Origin of the sequence: Sphingomonas sp. PP-F2F-A104-K0414 (assembly GCF_004340945.1) — a bacterium.
Classification (GTDB): domain Bacteria; phylum Pseudomonadota; class Alphaproteobacteria; order Sphingomonadales; family Sphingomonadaceae; genus Sphingomonas.
In genome coordinates this window covers 219,642-234,996 of sequence record NZ_SLYD01000001.1, presented here as the reverse complement: position 1 = coordinate 234,996, position 15,355 = coordinate 219,642, and the positions used below count along the sequence as shown (strand labels likewise).

Genomic DNA, 15,355 nt, shown 5'->3' with positions numbered 1-15,355 from the left:
GGGACGGATCCGGGTCACACGGATCGACGCCGGAGGATGTTCGAAGCCCAAGGGGGGACCATCCATGATTCGCTTGCCCGTTCGTACGTCTGCCATCGCCCGGTTGTTGGCCGCCAGCGCGCCACTCCTCGTCTTCGCCGCGCCAGCCGTCGCGCAGCAACAAGCGCCAACTGGCCAGACTGCCAGCGATCCGGCCGGCGATCAGGGACTTGGCGAGATCGTCGTCACCGCGACACGCCGTCAGGAATCGTCGAAGGACGTGCCGCTCGCGGTCACTGCGATCAGCGGCGAGAAGCTCGACGTGCTCAATTCGAGCGGTCTCGATATCCGCTTTCTCGCTGGCCGCACGCCGAGCCTTCAGGTCGAATCGTCGTTCGGCCGCACGTTCCCGCGCTTCTATATCCGCGGCCTCGGCAACACCGATTTCGATCCCAACGCCGCGCAGCCGGTCTCGGTCGTGTACGACGACGTCGCACTCGAGAACCCGATGTTGAAGTCGTTCCCGGTCTTCGATCTGCAAAGCGTCGAAGTGCTGCGTGGGCCGCAGGGCACGCTGTTCGGGCGCAACACCCCGGCCGGCGTGGTAAAGATCGATTCCGCCAAGCCGAACCCCGACAAGGTCTCGGGCTATGCGACCGGATCCTGGGCGACCTACAACACGATCAACGGCGAGGCTGCGCTCAATCTGCCGATCGGCAACGGCTTCGCGTTCCGCGCCTCGGGCATCATCCAGTCGCGCGACGATTGGGTTAAGAACGACTCCACGACGGGCAACGCCGACCGCAAGCTCGAGGGCTATCGCGATGTCGCCGGCCGCTTCCAGCTTGGCTACACCAGCAGCGACTTCAACGCATTGCTGAACGTCCATGTTCGCGACCTCACCGGATCGCCGCGCATCTTCCGCGCCGGATTGTTCAAGCCGGGCACGAACGACTTCAACACTGGGTTCGACCCTAAGCACGCCACGCTCGACGGCTATACCAGCCAGAGCCTGACGCAGTGGGGCACCAACCTCCGGCTCGACTATCATCTCGACGGCATCGGCACATTCTACTCGGTCACCGGCTACGAGCAGGCTAAGGTCGAGAGCACGGGCGACGTCGACGGCGGCAACAACTATACGTTCCTTGGCGGCACGATCGGTGCGATCGGCGTCGGGCTGTTCCCGTCGAACACCGGTGGCCTGACCAAGCCCAAGGAGTTCAGCCAGGAACTGCGCTACGCGAGCGAGGACATGAACGGCATTCGCCTGCAGGGCGGGCTGTATTATTTCCACCAGACGCTGCGGTACCACCAGTACGACTATGCGTTCGGCGGTACCGGTTCGCGCGCGACCGACCTCGATCAGGATATCTACCACGACAACCGCAACGAGAATTACGGCGCGTTCGCATCGATCGAGGCCAAGCCGGTCGAGTTGCTGACGTTGCGCGCCGGCGTCCGCTATTCGCACGACTATCGCAACGACCTCGTCACCGCACCGATTCCGGGCAGCGGGATCAGCGACACGTTGCCGGCGCGTGCGGTCGTCCGTGGCTCGAACGTCACCTGGGATGCGAGCGCAACCTATGAACTGACGCCCGCGATCAACGTCTATTCGCGGCTCGCGACCGGCTATCAGGGGCCGGCGATCCAGGACCGCGTGACCTTCGGCAGCGTCCAGAGCACCGCGCCGAAGCAGACGACGTTCTCGGGCGAGAGCGGGTTCAAGGGCACGCTGCTTGATCGGAAGGTGAACTTCTCGCTCGACGCCTATTGGTACAGCACGAAGGACCTGCAGATCACCGCGGTCGGCGGCAGCAGCAATTCGGCGCGGCTGATCAGCGCGAACAAGGCGATCGGCTACGGCGTCGAGGGCGAGTTCGAGGCGCGGCCAGTGCCCGAGCTCACGCTGACCGCGAGCGGCAGCTACAACTTCACCGAGATCCGCGATCGGAACATCGGCGTCGGGGTGTGCGCGACCTGCACCGTGCTCGATCCGATCGTCAACGGCTTCGCGGTGATCGACGGCAACGACCTTCCCCAGGCGCCACGCTGGATCGCCAACTGGACCGCGCGCTACGGCATCCCGCTCGGCAATGGCGGCGAAGTCTACGCGTACACCGACTGGGTCTATCGCAGCCGTATCAACTTCTTCCTGTACGAAGCCGTCGAGTTTACCGGCAAGTCGTCGCTCGAAGGCGGGCTCAAGGTCGGCTACAAATCGCCGCACGGGTATGAGGTCGGCGCGTTCGTTCGCAATATTACCAACCAGTATCGCAGCATTTCCGCGATCGACTTCAACAACCTGACGGGCATGATCAACGAACCGCGGATCATCGGCGGCCAGTTCAAGGTTGCGTTCTGAGCTGACGAGGGCGGATCGTCGAGCGCGAGGTCAGCGTTCGATGATCCGGTCCGTGACGGGTTCGCGGTGCTGCCAGTCGCGGCGTTCGAGTTCGGGTATGGTCGAGGGATGCTCGGGATAGCCGAGGCAGAGAACCGCGATCAGCGTCCAGTCGCGCGGGACGTCGAGCATCGTGGCGACGGCGGCCGGATCGAGGATCGAAACCCAGCCGAGGCCGATCCCGCGCAGCCTTGCGGCCAACCAGAGGGTGTGGATCGCCATCACCGTCGAATAGCGCAGCGTGTCGTGCATCGTCGTCCGGCCCAGGCCGTGGCCGGCGAGCGGCGCCTCGTCCGAGAAGACGGCAACGATCACCGGGGCCTCGCGCAGCCCGTGGAGTTTTAAGGTGCGATAACGCGCGCGGCGGTCGAGGTCGGGCTGCGCATCTGCCGCAACGGCGTTCGCGGCATCGACGTGATCGGCAAGGTCTGCGCGGATGCTTGGCGAGCGAATGCGGACGAACCGCCAGGGCTGGGCGTTGCCGACCGATGGCGCGAGCGCGGCGGTTTCGAGCAGGGCGTCGAGATCGGCATCGGCGATCGCTGTCGGCAGGAAATGACGGACGTCACGGCGCCAGCGAAGCAGCGTGTCGAACTGCGCGGCGAAGTCGGCCTCGAACACCGGCGGGGTGCCGGCGGTCATACGCGGATCGGCGTGCGGCGCAGGAGGTAGGTGTCCATGATCCAGCCGTGGGAAGCACGCAGTCTCGCGCGCTCGCCGACGATGCGCGCGGCGACATCCGCGAGGGGGCCGGCGACGAGCGCTTCGTGCGGCATGCCGAGATAGGCGCCCCACCAGATCGAGACGCCGGCCGGGCTCAGCGTCTCGAACGTACAATGGCCGTCGAGCATGACCGCGAGCGTATCGACCGCGTCCGGCCAGCCGCTCTCGCGCAGGCGGCGGCCAGTGGTGATGAGCACCGGCGCGGCGAGATCGTTGAGCGGGATCGCATGCGCGGCGGTTAGCGCCTGGAGGCTGGTAATGCCGGGGACGACCGTCACCGTCATCGGCAGTCCGTCGTCACGCAGGCGGTCGGCGATCCTCAGCGTACTGTCGTAGAGCGAGGGATCGCCCCAGACGAGAAGCGCCAAGCGGCCACCGTTCGGAAGAAGCCGTGCGATCTGCTCGGCCCAGACGCCGGCGATCGCGTCGTGCCATCGATCGACGGCGTCGCGGTAGGGCGCGCCGGCATCGCGTACGGGAAGGTCGAATTCGACGACCTTCGTGGTGCCGATCAGGACGTCCGCGCAGATCGTCCGGCGAAGGTCGATCAGGTCGGACTTGGCGTCGCCCTTGCGGGGCAGGAGGATCAGGTCGGCGGCATTCATCGCCTTGATCGCGGCGCGCGTGAGGTGATCGGGATTGCCGGTACCGATACCGATCAGCAGGAGGTCGATCATTCCGCCTCCATCAGCGGACCGTAGAGGATCAGGGCGGGCCTGCCGGAGAAGCCGTCCTGCAACTGGGCGGCAAGCTCGGCGATCGTCGAGCGGGTCAGGGTCTGATCGGGGTGGCCGACATTCTCCGCGATCAGCGCGGGCGTGTCCGGCGACAGGCCATGCGCGATCAGTGACGCCGCCAGCGCGGGGAAGGTGCGCTTGGGCATGAAGACAACCGTGGTCGCGTCAGGATCGGCGAGCGCGGCCATGTTACGCTGTTCGGGCAGATCGCCGGTGACGTCGTGACCGGTCAGAAACTGGACGCGGCGCGCACTTAGGCGCCGGGTCAGCGGGATATTCGCGGCGGCCGCGGCGGCGCTTGCGGCGCTGACGCCGGGGATGATCTCGAACGCGATACCCGCCGCCCGCAGTGCGACGATCTCCTCTTCGAGGCGGCCGAAGATGCCCGCGTCGCCCGATTTGAGGCGGACGACGCGAAGACCGGACTGCGCGTATTCGACGAGCAGTTGCGAGACGTGCGCCTGGCTTGGCGACGGGCGACCCGCTCGTTTGCCTACCGCGACGAGATCGGCCCCCGCGCGCGCATGACCGAGCACGGCCGAAGACAGGTCGTCGAACAGCACGGCGTCCGCCGCCTGCAACCGTGCGACGGCCTTCAGCGTCAGCAGTTCGGGATCGCCAGGCCCCGAGCCTACGAACGAGACGAACCCGGTCATGACGCGGCGGCGATCATGTGGAAGAAGCTGCCGCTGACGTGCCCGCGATACGAGCCGGTCTCGGGTACCGCGTTGCCCTCGGCATCGGTGACGTGCGCGAGCGGCGCGTCGGGCTGGTCGATGATCGTCGAATAATGAAACTCGTGCCCGGACAGCGCTGTGTCAGCGGTGAAGCCGCCCATCGGCGCGTGGAGGGCCGCGCGACGATAGCCGAGATGCATTTTCCGCTGGGCGTAACTGGTCACAAGGCCGAGTAATCCCGCCATTCGATGACGCGTGCCGTCGGCATCGATCAGGCCTTCGCCGAGCGCCATATAGCCGCCGCACTCGCCGTGGACGGGGCGTGTGCGCGCGTGCTCGGCCAGACCTGCGCGGAACGTTGCGGCGGCGGCGAGCTTGCCGGCGTGGAGTTCGGGATAGCCGCCGGGAAGCCAGACCAGATCGGCGTGTGCGGCCGGGGCTTCGTCGGCGAGCGGCGAGAACGGCAGGATCTCGACGCCGGCTTTGCGCCAGCCTTCGAGGACATGTGCATATGTGAAGGAAAACGCTGCGTCTTGCGCGAGTGCGATCCGCTGGGCGGGCGGTCGGATCCAGGTCTGAGCGTTGACCGGACGCGAGACGGCCGAAGCGGCATCGCGGAGCGCAGGAATGTCGACATGCGCGCGCAGGAACGTCGCATAGTCGTTGATGCGGGCGTCGAGATCGGGGTGCTCGGCGGCTTGCACCAGTCCCAGGTGACGTTCGGGCAGCTTCAGGTCGCCGCGCCGTGGCAGCGACCCGAACACGCGGATGCCGACCGCCTCCATCCCGCTGCGCGCGAGCCGTTCGTGACGCGGGCTGGCGACACGGTTGAGGATGACGCCGGCGATCGGGACGCTCGGGTCGTAGCGGCTGAAGCCGAGCGCGGTGGCGGCGGCGGACTGTGCCTGGCCCGAGACGTCGATCACTAGCACCACCGGCCAGCCCGTCCGCCGCGCGATGTCTGCGCTCGCACCGTTGCCGGTGGCGCCAAGCTTCGCGACTCCGTCGAACAACCCCATCGAGCCTTCCGCGAGCGCGAAGTCGGCGTCGTCGGCCTTGGCGGCGAGCATGTCGAGCATCGCCGCCTCCATCGACCAGCTGTCGAGGTTGAACGACGCGCGGCCACTCGCGGCGCGGTGGAACGCGGGGTCGATATAGTCGGGACCGCTCTTGAACGGCTGCACCACGAGGCCATCGTCGCGAAGCGCGCGAAGGAGGCCGAGCATGACTGTGGTCTTGCCGGTGCCCGAGGCGGGCGCGGCGATGAGGAGGCCCGGGGTCATATCCGGGGTCATATGTCGTGTCCTGCGAACTTCGAGTCCGCCGATTGCGGGCGGAAGCGGCGGTCATAGCCTGCTGCGTAGAGGCTGCTTTCGACGAAGTCCTGCGCGGCGAGTGCTTGCCCGACGAGGATCAGCGCGGTGCGATCGGGTTTGCCTACAATCGCATCCGCGATCGTCGCAAGCGTGGCGCGCTCGATCTGCTGGTCGGGCCAACTTGCGCGCCAGACGATCGCGATCGGGCAGTCCGAACCGTAATGCGGCGTCAGATCCGTTACGACCTGCGCCAGATTATGCACCGACAGGTGGATCGTGAGCGTCGCACCGGTCGCGGCGAACGCAGTCAGCGTCTCGGCGGGCGGCATCGTGCTGGCGCGACCGGGCGTGCGCGTCAGCACCACCGACTGCGCGAGTTCGGGCAGCGTCAGTTCGACCTCCAGCGCGGCGGCGGCGGCGGCGAAGGCGGGCACGCCGGGGGTGATCGTGAACGGGATGTCGAGCGCACGCAGGCGGCGGAGCTGCTCGCCCATCGCCGACCAGATCGACAGGTCGCCCGAATGAAGCCGGGCGACGTCGTGGCCGGCTTCGTGCGCGCTTTGGATCTCGGCGATGATGTCGTCGAGCGACATGGGTGCCGTGTTGACGATCCGCGCGCCGGGGGGGCAGTGATCGAGCATCGCCGCCGGGATCAGCGACCCGGCGTAGAGACAGACCGGCGATCCTGCGATCCGGTCGCGCCCGCGGAGTGTGAGCAGGTCCGGCGCGCCGGGGCCTGCGCCGATGAAGTGGACGGTCATGTGGCAGGTCCTTGAGCAATGGCGCAGGTCGCCATCCGGTCGGGGGAGATGCGGCGAATGACGAGCAACCGCGCGCCGGGGCCGGCGGCGGCTAGCGCGCAGGCTTCGGCAACGCTGCCGGTCGCGCGCGCGGACAGGCTAGCGATCGACCTGGTCGGTGTCTGCGGTCCTTGCAGCGCGTCGGCCGATACCGCGATCACGGGCAGGCCCATCGCAGCGGCAAGCTCCGCGACCAATGCCAGCTTGTCGTCAGGCGCCGCCAATGCCGTGACCGGAGGGTGCCCCGCCTGCGCACTAGCAAGCGCGGCACGCAGCTCGGCGACGTCTGCCCCGCGGCGAAATCCGAAGCCGGCGACGATCACAGCACGACGCTCCACTGCACGACCGGATAGCTCGCCCGCCAGCCACGCCGCGTGCCGAGCGGGACGGCCTCGGACAGGTCGATGCGCAGGAGGCTGCCACCCTTCGCCGCCTGCCAGCGGGTGAGCAGCGCTTCGGACTCGAGCGTGACGGCGTTGGCGACTAGACGGATGCCGGACGCGCGCTCGGACCAGAGCCGTTCGAGCAGCACGTCCGACAGACCACCACCGATGAAGATCGCGTCCGGTTCCGGCTGACTTCCGAGGACGTCGGGGACGCGGCCTTCGACCACCCGCAGGCGATCGACACCCAGCGCGGCGGCGTTGCCTTGGATGCGACCGGCGCGGACTGGATCGGCTTCGAACGCGATTGCCTGCATGGATGGATGGGCGAGCAGCCATTCGATGCCGATCGAGCCGGAGCCTGCGCCGATATCCCACAGCGTTTCGCCCGGCTTCGGCGCGAGCGCGGACAGCGTCAGCGCGCGGATCGGGCGCTTGGTGATCTGGCCGTCATGCTCGAACCACGCATCGGGCAGGCCGGAAGCGTGGGGTAGAACCGCGCCGGTTCCTGCGAAGGCGATGCCGACTGCCACCGGGTGCGCGATGTCTTCGAACGCGGGGGCAGCGGCGACCATCTCGCGGATCCTTTCACGCGGGCCACCGAGCGCTTCGAGGACATGCAACTGCGACCCGCCGAAGCCGAGTTCGGTCAGATACCGCGCCAGTGCAGCAACCGCTTCGCCGTCGCGAACCAAAACCAAGGCGCGGCGGGTTGGCGCGATGTGTCGGCGTAGGCGCGCGAGCGGTGCAGCGTGCAGCCCGAGGCAGGCGGTGTCGTCGAGCGCCCAGCCGAGGCGTGCCGCAGCGAGGGCAAAGGTTGACGGCACGGGGTACGCGATCCAGTCGGTCGGCGCGAGATGGCGGGTGACGGACGTGCCTGCGCCGAACCAGAACGGATCGCCGGAGACCAGCATGACGGTTTTTCGGCAGCGGCGATCGAGCAGACCGGGGATGCCCGCGTCGAACGGGACTGGCCACGGCACGACCTCGCCCGTAAGCTCGGGGAGGAGCGCCAGATGTCGGGTCGCACCGGTCACCATCTCGGCCTCCGCCAGCGCCGCCTTTGCCGAGGCGGACAGGCCGGCCGCACCGTCTTCGCCTATTCCGACGATCGTCAGCCAGGGAGTGTCAGCCATGTCGAACATCCTGGTGCTGGGGGGCACGACCGAGGCTAGCGCGCTCGCGGCCTTGCTGGCGGCGCGAGGCGATGCGGCGGTGCTGAGCTATGCCGGGCGTGTTGCCAACCCGAAGGCTCAGCCGATCCCGGTACGCGTCGGTGGCTTCGGCGGCGTCGAGGGGCTGGTCGCGTATCTGCGCGCTCACCGCGTTACGCATCTGATCGACGCGACGCACCCGTTCGCGGCGCGGATGAGCGCGAATGCCGTCGTTGCTGCGGCACGCGCGGGCGTTGCCCACATCGCCTTGACGCGGCCGGCTTGGGCGCCCGTCACAGGCGATCGATGGACGTGCGTGGCCGACATCGAGGCTGCCGTCGCGGCGTTGGCTGGCCCCGCGCGGCGCGTCATGCTGGCGCTCGGGCGAATGCATGTCGACGCATTCGCGGTGCGGCCTCAGCATGACTATCTGCTGCGGTTTGTCGATGCGCCCGATCGTCCGCCGGGGTTGCCGCGGCACCATCTGGTCGTCGATCGCGGGCCGTTCGATGTCGCGGGCGACCGACGGCTGATGGCGGCACACGGGATCGAGATCGTGGTCTGCAAGAATGCGGGCGGGTCGGGCGCGCAGGCCAAGCTGGGCGCGGCGCGCGCGCTTGGGCTGCCGGTGATCATGATCGATCGTCCCGTCCTGCCTGCCCGGTTGGAAGTGCATGCCGCGGAAGACGTGCTGCGCTGGCTCGATCATGGCGCCGACCGCGGGGTGTAGAGGATCGGGCCCGCCGGGCGCTCGATGATGCGGGTCAAGCTGGAGCCGATAATGATCATTGTGCGCATGTCGGCCATCTCCGCGCGGGCTTCCGGGAGCGGGACGATGCGGAGCGCTTCCTCAGGCGTGGAGACGGCGCGGGCGAACAGGACGGGGCGGTCGTCGCCACAGGTCTCGCGGAGGATTTCGAAGACGCGGATCAGGGCGTCGGGTCGCGCCTTCGATCGCGGGTTGTAGAAGGCGATCGCGAAGTCGGCCTCTGCGGCGAAGCGCACGCGGCGTTCGATCAGCGGCCAGGGTTTCAGATTGTCCGACAGGTTGATCGCGCAGAAATCATGGCCGAGTGGCGCGCCGGCACGCGCGCTCGCGGCAAGCATCGCGGTGATGCCGGGGAGCACGCGGACGTCGATCTCGCGCCATTCCTGCGGGCCGGCTTCGAGCGCTTCGAACACCGCCGCGGCCATCGCGAACACGCCGGGATCGCCCGAGGATACGACGACCACGCGGTGGCCTTGGGCCGTCAGTTGGAGCGCATGCGTGGCGCGATCAAGTTCGACGCGGTTGTCGGTCGGGTGAAGCGTCAGGCCATCACGGGGCGCGATGCGAGCGACATACGGAATGTAGCCGATCACATCGGTCGCTTCGGCCAGCGCGGCGGTGACTTCGGGGGTCACGAGGTTCGGATCGCCGGGGCCGAGGCCTGCGATGGCGAGCCACCCGGTCATGGGCGACGCCCCTGGCCGTGGATCAGCAGGATCGAGAAATACGGCGTGATCGCGTCCGCCTCGCAGAGCCGCGTAACGCGCTGATCGGCCATTGCGGCGTATTCCACCAGCCACGCTTCGCCCTCGCGTCCGGCGGCGGCGACGGCACGGCGGAGTTTGTCGAGGTGGCGGCCGATCTTCATCACCACCAGCGCGTCGGTGTCGCGGATCCGACGGACCAGATCCTCCTCGGGGAGCGTGCCCATCAGGACCGTCAGGACGTCATCGCCCCACGTGATCGGCGCGCCGCTGGCGGTCCAGGCGCCGGACATGCCGGTGATGCCCGGGACAACCTCCACCGGGGCGATCGTCTGGAGGCGCGTGTAGAGGTGCATGAACGAGCCGTAGAAGAACGGATCGCCTTCGCAGAGCACGACGATATCCTCGCCGCTGCGGGCCAGCGACGCCAAATGTTCGATGCAGCCTTCGTAGAATGCCGACAAGCAGTCATTGTAGCGCGGATCGGAGACCGGAATCTCGGTAGTGACCGGGTATTCCATCGGGAACTCGATCACGTCGGCGCGAAGCATCCCGTCGACGATCTTCCGCGCCTGCCCGGCCCGACCCGCCTTGCGGAAATAGGCGACATGACGCGCGCCGCGAACGAGGCGATCCGAGCGGACGCTCATCAGGTCCTGCGCCCCCGGCCCCAAACCAACGCCGTGAATCGTACCGAGTGTCATTCGGTTCCGCTCGCGAGCGCGTTGATTGCGGCGACGGTGATCGCGCTGCCGCCCATTCGGCCCTCGACGACGACGCACGGCACGGGCTGATCGGTCCACAGCGCCGCCTTCGATTCGACCGCGCCGACGAAGCCGACCGGGCAGCCGATGATCGCCGCCGGACGCGGACAATCGGGGTATTCGAGCATGTTGAGCAGGTGGAACAGCGCGGTCGGCGCATTGCCGATCGCCACGACCGCACCGGCGAGATGCGGGCGCCAGAGTTCGAGGGCGGCGGCCGATCGCGTGTTGCCCATCGTCCGGGCGAGCTCAGGCGTTTCGGGGGCGTGGAGCGTGCAGACGATGCGGTTATCGGCAGGCAATCTGGCGCGGGTGATGCCCTCGGTGACCATGCGTGCGTCGCAGAGGATTGGCGCGCCGGCCTGCAACGCGCGACGTGCTTCGACCGCGAAGGTCGGCGAGAAGCGAAGGTGCTGGGCGAGCCCAATCAGCCCGGCGGCGTGTATCATGCGGACGGCCACCGGCTCTTCCTCGGGCGTGAAACGGGCGAGGTCGGCTTCGGCGCGGATCATCGCGAAGGATTGGCGGTAGATCGCCGCGCCGTCGGTTTCATAGGCGTACGGCATTCAGGCGGCTCCGAAATGAGCGAGGATCTGCGCGGCGTCGAGGCCCGCGCGGAACGGTGGCGCGCCAGCACGCGCGTCGAAGGCGAGGTCGTAGCGACCGTCGCGACCGGTCAGCGTCACGTCGGCAGCGCGCGCGCGGGCGCATCCCTTCGCGCATCCGGAGACATGGAGGCGGCCGGTGACATGAGGAGCGAGACGGTGGGCCAGGTCGCGGGTTTCTACCGTGGCTTGCAGGCACGACGGCGCGCCGACGCAAGCATCTACCAGGAGGATCGGCGCGGATGGAGCGGTGATGAAGTCGGCGGGGTCGGGCTGGACCGTAAGCAGCGTGACGCCCTCGCAGATCACAATATGCCACGGGGTCAGGCGGACCGCTTCGATTGCGCGTTCGGCTTCGAGGAGGCGGCGCAACGCCGACGCTGCAACGCGACCGAATGGCAGGCCGAGGGCAGTGCCGAGCAGGTGCCGGCCGGGCTGGGCCCGGTCGATGGATCCGGCGGAGGCTTCCGTTGCAGCGGCCCAATAGGGAAGCGCCGCGGCGTGTCGCGCCATGCGGCCACTAGCGGTCCCGCCGCTCTCGACGAACCAGCGGGCAAGCGCGATAAAATGGTCCACTTCGGTGCGGGGCGCCAACCGCGTACCAAGGTCGCGGCCGTCTGCGCGGAGGATCAAATGGCCGGAGGCGGCGCGCTCGACGCGGAAGTCTGCCGGGGCGTCCTTGAGCGTCGGCGCGGCGCCGGCGTCGATCGCGAAACCGACTTTGCCGGGAAGGTCCGGCAGTTCTGATAGGCGGGCGCGCAATGCCGCGGCGATGCGGTGCGTATCGTCGCCGGCGCGCCAATCGGGCGCAACGAGGATGTTGGCACGTGCCTCTCGGGTTGGATCTGGGTCGATCAGGCCGAGGTCGAGCAATGTATCGATCAGCGGACGCCAGCTATCCTCGCGGACGCCGCGGATCTGGAGGTTGGCGCGGGTGGTGGCGTCGATCTGGCCGTTGCCGTACGCCGTTGCCGCTTCGCATAAACCGAGCACCTGGACGCGTGTCAGCCGCGCGAGCGGCGGGCGAACGCGTACCAGCATGCCGTCGCCCGCCATCATCGGGCGCCAGGCATCGGGGCACCAGCTTTTGACCTCGAATGCGCTCACGACGGCAAATCCAGGCGCGCGAGGATCGAGTTGCGGCGGGTCGGCCAGAGGTCCGCGGCATGCAGTGCTGCGAAGCGCGCCTGCATCGCCGCCAGCGCGCCGGGGTTCGCTTCGGCGAGAAAGGCGCGGACGTCGTCGCGGCCCAAGGTCGCGTCGTAATAGAGGTCGATCAGTTCGGGACGAACGGCGCTGGCGAGATGCGCGAAGGCGCCGAGATGGTCGAGCGTGGCGGCGATCTCGGCACCGCCGCGAAAGCCGTGGCGCAGCATGCCGTCTACCCATGCAGGGTTGGCGGCGCGGGCGTGGACGACGCGTGCGATCTCTTCCTTGAGCGGGCGGGCCTTGGCTTGGGCCGGGTCGCGTGCGTCGAGATGATAGAGCGTGGCGCTGCCGCCTGCGACTGATTGCGCGGCGGCGAAACCGGCTTCGTGCGCGGCATAGTCCGCGGCGAGCAGGAGATCCGTCTCGGGCAGGTCCTGGACGTGGACGAAGGCGTCGGCGGCAGCGACGCGGTCGCGGATGCCGGTGGGGTCGAAACGGTCGGCGCCGTCATCGAGCGCATGGCTGGAGGCGGATAGCCACGCTCGGCCAGCGTCCAGTCGTGCCTCCGGCGTGTAGGTTTCGGCGGCGTCGCCCATGCTCAGGCCGTAGCGGCCGGGTTCGGGACCGTAGACTCGGGCGGAGGATGGCTTGCCGACGAACGGGTTCCAGTCCTGCGGTTCGTCGCGTGCAGCAAGGGCTCGGACGGCTTGGCCGAACATCGTGGAGAGCGTCGGAAAGGCGTCGCGGAACAGGCCGGATACGCGCAGCGTGACGTCAATTCGCGGACGGTCGAAGTTCGCCAGTGGCAGGATCTCGACGCCCGTCACGCGGTCCGACTGCATGTCCCACACCGGCTCCGCGCCAAGCAGGTGAAGCGCCATCGCGAACTCCTCGCCGGCTGTCCGCATCGTCGCGGAAGCCCAGAGATCGACGACGAGATTGCGGGGATAGTCGCCGTGATCCTGCAAGTGGCGGCGGACGAGTTCATCGGCAAGTTTTACGCCTTGCGTATGCGCGGCGCGCGACGGGACCGCGCGGGGATCGGTGGTGTAGAGATTACGGCCGGTCGGGAGGACATCGACGCGGCCTCGCCACGGCGAGCCGGACGGGCCGGACGCGACGCGCTTGCCCCGGAGGGCCGACAGAAGCCCGGCGCGTTCGGCGGCGCCGTGCTCGCCGCGGCCGTAGATGTGGAGGCCGTCGCCGTACTGGCTCTCCTTCACGTCGCAGACGAAGGTGTCGATGCGGGTGATGGCTTCCGATTGCGACTGTACGTCGTCGAGACCCAGCGTGGCGGCGAGGCCGGTGGCGGTGGCCTCGTCGCGAATGTCGCGCTGCAGGCGATCGCGCCGCGCCGGGTCGAGCCCGTCGGCGTTGGAGAATTCGTCGAGCAGCGCTTCGAGACGACCGAGGCCGGCACCGGTGCGCGTGCGTTCGAGCGGCGGCGGGACGTGGCCGAGTGTCACCGCACCGATGCGCCGCTTGGCTTGGGCGGCTTCACCGGGGTCGTTGACGATGAACGGGTAGATGACGGGCATCGCTCCGGTGAGCGCTTCGGGCCAGCAGGCGTCGGACAGTGCGACCGACTTGCCGGGGAGCCATTCGAGCGTGCCGTGCGCACCGACATGGACCAGCGCATCGTTGCCGCGCGTGCGGAGCCACAGATAGAAGGCGACATAGGCGTGGCAGGGGCAGCGGGAGAGGTCGTGATACTCCTCGGCACGGTGCTCTGTGCGGCCGCGTTCGGGTTGAAGGGCGACGAGCGCGCCGCCGTGGTCGATCGCGGTGAACGCGAAGTCTTCGGTCGGGTCGCCCCAGGTTTGTTGGAGGTCCTCGCGGAGGTCTTTGGGAAGATGCGCGAGGGCTTTGCAGTACTCGGTAAGCGGCCAGTGAATGCGTGACGTAGCGAGGTCGCTCGCTTCGGGGGCGATCGCGTAACCGGCCTGAGTAAGGTCGGCGAGGATCGCCTGCGTGGAGGCGAGTGCGTCGAGACCGACGGCGTGCGCCATCTGGTACGCCTTGCCGGGGTAGGTCGACAGGACGATCGCGATGCGGTGGTCGGCGACGGGTTTGCTGGCGAGCTTCGTCCAGGCTTCGATCCGCGCGGCGATGGCGGTGATGCGTCCCGGGTCGGTGCGGTGTTCGCGGCGGGTGTATTCAAGGTCGCCGTCCCTCGCCGCGGCTTCTTTGAAGCTGGCAACGCCGGCGAAGAGACGGCCGTCCACTTCGGGGAGGACGACGTGCATGGCCAAGTCGGCGGGCGACAGGCCGCGGGTGGCGCCGGCCCAGGCGGCGCGGTCGGAGGTGGCTAGCGCGATCTGGAAGACGGGTACGTTCGCGTCGTCGAGCGGCGTGGTATCGGCCGCGCTGCGGGCGGAGAAGGCGGTGGCGTTGACGATCGCAGCGGGCTTCAGGGCTGTGACCCAGCGGCTCATCCAGCCGGCTGCGTCCGGTGCCTTGAGCGAAGGCGCGAAGAGGCCGATAACGTCGAACCCTCTCGCGGAAAGTTCGGTGTGGAGCGCTTCGATCGGGTCGAGGTCCGCGGCGGTCAGATACGAGCGGTAGAACACGATCAGTACGCGGGGGCGTGTCGCGTTCAGGGCGAACGCGGCCGGGCATGTCACGCCGTCATGTGGCTGCCAGCCGCCGACATCGGCAATCGCGCGGACGCCGGTGACGGGGCCGGCGTAGCACCCCGCAGCCAGCGCGAACTGGGCCAGCGCCGCCTGCGCCGCGACCGCGCCGCCGGTGTCGCAGAGATGCGCCAAACGGCGCAGCGTCGACAGCGGGATCGTCGAGGCGGCGTCGAGGCGCGTGTCGATGCGGCCGTCTGCGGCGAGGACAGCGAGCGCGATGCCCTTCTCCCGCGCCAAATGCTCGACCTGTTGCAGGCCATAGCTCCAGTAGGAGCGGCCGCCGATCAGCCGGATCAGGATGCCCTTGGCGCCGGCCAGCGTCTGCTCGACATAGGTGTCGACCGAGAGCGGGTGCTGGAGTGCGGTCAGGTTGGCGAGGCGAAGCGAAGGCAACCGGCTTCCGGCAGCATCCGCACGTCTCCAACCCGCGGCGAATGCGCCGAGGTCGCCGTCGGAGAAGGAGAGGACGACGAGGTCCGCGGGGGATTGGGCGAGGTCCTGCGGGACCGCGCTTTCCTCCAGCCCGTGGGTCTCGCGGAAGACGACGTGCAT

At 68.4% G+C, this 15,355-nt stretch carries 14 protein-coding genes; 2 read left to right on the top strand and 12 right to left on the bottom strand.

Annotated elements, in window-relative coordinates:
• The first annotated feature begins 64 nt into the window (after nucleotides 1–64).
• Nucleotides 65–2,347, top strand: coding sequence for a TonB-dependent receptor (locus tag C8J46_RS01010; protein ID WP_243643153.1), 2,283 nt, complete (start codon nucleotides 65–67; stop codon nucleotides 2,345–2,347).
• 30 nt (nucleotides 2,348–2,377) lie between these two features.
• Here C8J46_RS01010 and bluB read toward each other — a convergent pair whose 3' ends face one another.
• Genes bluB through cbiE form a run of 7 tightly spaced genes read right to left on the bottom strand, consistent with a single transcriptional unit; the run spans nucleotide 2,378 to nucleotide 8,167 of the window.
• Complete coding sequence (gene bluB / locus C8J46_RS01005; RefSeq protein WP_132734234.1) at nucleotides 2,378–3,028, bottom strand: 5,6-dimethylbenzimidazole synthase; 651 nt, start codon at nucleotides 3,026–3,028, stop codon at nucleotides 2,378–2,380.
• Entirely contained in the window at nucleotides 3,025–3,786 is a 762-nt protein-coding gene (gene cobF / locus C8J46_RS01000; protein WP_132734232.1) for a precorrin-6A synthase (deacetylating), read from the bottom strand. Before cobF ends, bluB begins: the two co-directional genes overlap by 4 nt.
• Entirely contained in the window at nucleotides 3,783–4,502 is a 720-nt protein-coding gene (cobA, locus tag C8J46_RS00995) for a uroporphyrinogen-III C-methyltransferase (RefSeq protein WP_132734230.1), read from the bottom strand. The genes cobF and cobA overlap by 4 nt, the downstream gene beginning before the upstream one ends.
• On the bottom strand, nucleotides 4,499–5,806 hold the full coding sequence (locus C8J46_RS00990; RefSeq protein WP_132734228.1) for a cobyrinate a,c-diamide synthase: 1,308 nt from the start codon (nucleotides 5,804–5,806) through the stop codon (nucleotides 4,499–4,501). The genes cobA and C8J46_RS00990 overlap by 4 nt, the downstream gene beginning before the upstream one ends.
• 8 nt (nucleotides 5,807–5,814) lie before the next feature.
• Nucleotides 5,815–6,600, bottom strand: a complete 786-nt coding sequence (cobM, locus tag C8J46_RS00985) for a precorrin-4 C(11)-methyltransferase (protein WP_132734226.1) — start codon at nucleotides 6,598–6,600, stop codon at nucleotides 5,815–5,817.
• Nucleotides 6,597–6,962, bottom strand: coding sequence for a cobalamin biosynthesis protein (locus tag C8J46_RS00980; RefSeq protein WP_132734224.1), 366 nt, complete (start codon nucleotides 6,960–6,962; stop codon nucleotides 6,597–6,599). The genes cobM and C8J46_RS00980 overlap by 4 nt, the downstream gene beginning before the upstream one ends.
• Complete coding sequence (gene cbiE / locus C8J46_RS00975) at nucleotides 6,959–8,167, bottom strand: precorrin-6y C5,15-methyltransferase (decarboxylating) subunit CbiE (protein ID WP_132734222.1); 1,209 nt, start codon at nucleotides 8,165–8,167, stop codon at nucleotides 6,959–6,961. The genes C8J46_RS00980 and cbiE overlap by 4 nt, the downstream gene beginning before the upstream one ends.
• Here cbiE and C8J46_RS00970 point away from each other — a divergent pair.
• Nucleotides 8,157–8,906 (top strand): cobalt-precorrin-6A reductase, encoded by a 750-nt coding sequence (locus C8J46_RS00970; RefSeq protein WP_132734220.1) that lies wholly within the window; start codon nucleotides 8,157–8,159, stop codon nucleotides 8,904–8,906. The genes cbiE and C8J46_RS00970 overlap by 11 nt on opposite strands.
• On the opposite strand, the gene cobJ is transcribed toward C8J46_RS00970, so the two are convergent.
• Genes cobJ through cobN form a run of 5 tightly spaced genes read right to left on the bottom strand, consistent with a single transcriptional unit; the run spans nucleotide 8,882 to nucleotide 15,355 of the window.
• Nucleotides 8,882–9,631, bottom strand: coding sequence for a precorrin-3B C(17)-methyltransferase (gene cobJ / locus C8J46_RS00965; protein WP_132734218.1), 750 nt, complete (start codon nucleotides 9,629–9,631; stop codon nucleotides 8,882–8,884). The genes C8J46_RS00970 and cobJ overlap by 25 nt on opposite strands.
• Nucleotides 9,628–10,353: a precorrin-2 C(20)-methyltransferase gene (gene cobI / locus C8J46_RS00960; protein WP_132734216.1), complete on the bottom strand. Its 726-nt coding sequence runs from the start codon at nucleotides 10,351–10,353 to the stop codon at nucleotides 9,628–9,630. Before cobI ends, cobJ begins: the two co-directional genes overlap by 4 nt.
• On the bottom strand, nucleotides 10,350–10,979 hold the full coding sequence (locus tag C8J46_RS00955; protein WP_132734214.1) for a precorrin-8X methylmutase: 630 nt from the start codon (nucleotides 10,977–10,979) through the stop codon (nucleotides 10,350–10,352). Before C8J46_RS00955 ends, cobI begins: the two co-directional genes overlap by 4 nt.
• Nucleotides 10,980–12,125: a precorrin-3B synthase gene (gene cobG / locus C8J46_RS00950; protein WP_243643152.1), complete on the bottom strand. Its 1,146-nt coding sequence runs from the start codon at nucleotides 12,123–12,125 to the stop codon at nucleotides 10,980–10,982.
• Entirely contained in the window at nucleotides 12,122–15,355 is a 3,234-nt protein-coding gene (cobN, locus tag C8J46_RS00945) for a cobaltochelatase subunit CobN (RefSeq protein WP_132734212.1), read from the bottom strand. The genes cobG and cobN overlap by 4 nt, the downstream gene beginning before the upstream one ends.

Excerpts from the sequence above, each read along its gene's own strand:
- C8J46_RS01010 (WP_243643153.1), top strand. The coding sequence starts at position 65 with ATGATTCGCTTGCCCGTTCGTACGTCTGCCATCGCCCGGTTGTTGGCC.
- bluB (WP_132734234.1), bottom strand. The coding sequence starts at position 3,028 with ATGACCGCCGGCACCCCGCCGGTGTTCGAGGCCGACTTCGCCGCGCAG.
- cobF (WP_132734232.1), bottom strand. The coding sequence starts at position 3,786 with ATGATCGACCTCCTGCTGATCGGTATCGGTACCGGCAATCCCGATCAC.
- cobA (WP_132734230.1), bottom strand. The coding sequence starts at position 4,502 with ATGACCGGGTTCGTCTCGTTCGTAGGCTCGGGGCCTGGCGATCCCGAA.
- C8J46_RS00990 (WP_132734228.1), bottom strand. The coding sequence starts at position 5,806 with ATGACCCCGGGCCTCCTCATCGCCGCGCCCGCCTCGGGCACCGGCAAG.
- cobM (WP_132734226.1), bottom strand. The coding sequence starts at position 6,600 with ATGACCGTCCACTTCATCGGCGCAGGCCCCGGCGCGCCGGACCTGCTC.
- C8J46_RS00970 (WP_132734220.1), top strand. The coding sequence starts at position 8,157 with ATGTCGAACATCCTGGTGCTGGGGGGCACGACCGAGGCTAGCGCGCTC.
- cbiE (WP_132734222.1), bottom strand. The coding sequence starts at position 8,167 with ATGTTCGACATGGCTGACACTCCCTGGCTGACGATCGTCGGAATAGGC.
- cobJ (WP_132734218.1), bottom strand. The coding sequence starts at position 9,631 with ATGACCGGGTGGCTCGCCATCGCAGGCCTCGGCCCCGGCGATCCGAAC.
- cobI (WP_132734216.1), bottom strand. The coding sequence starts at position 10,353 with ATGACACTCGGTACGATTCACGGCGTTGGTTTGGGGCCGGGGGCGCAG.
- C8J46_RS00955 (WP_132734214.1), bottom strand. The coding sequence starts at position 10,979 with ATGCCGTACGCCTATGAAACCGACGGCGCGGCGATCTACCGCCAATCC.
- cobN (WP_132734212.1), bottom strand. The coding sequence starts at position 15,355 with ATGCACGTCGTCTTCCGCGAGACCCACGGGCTGGAGGAAAGCGCGGTC.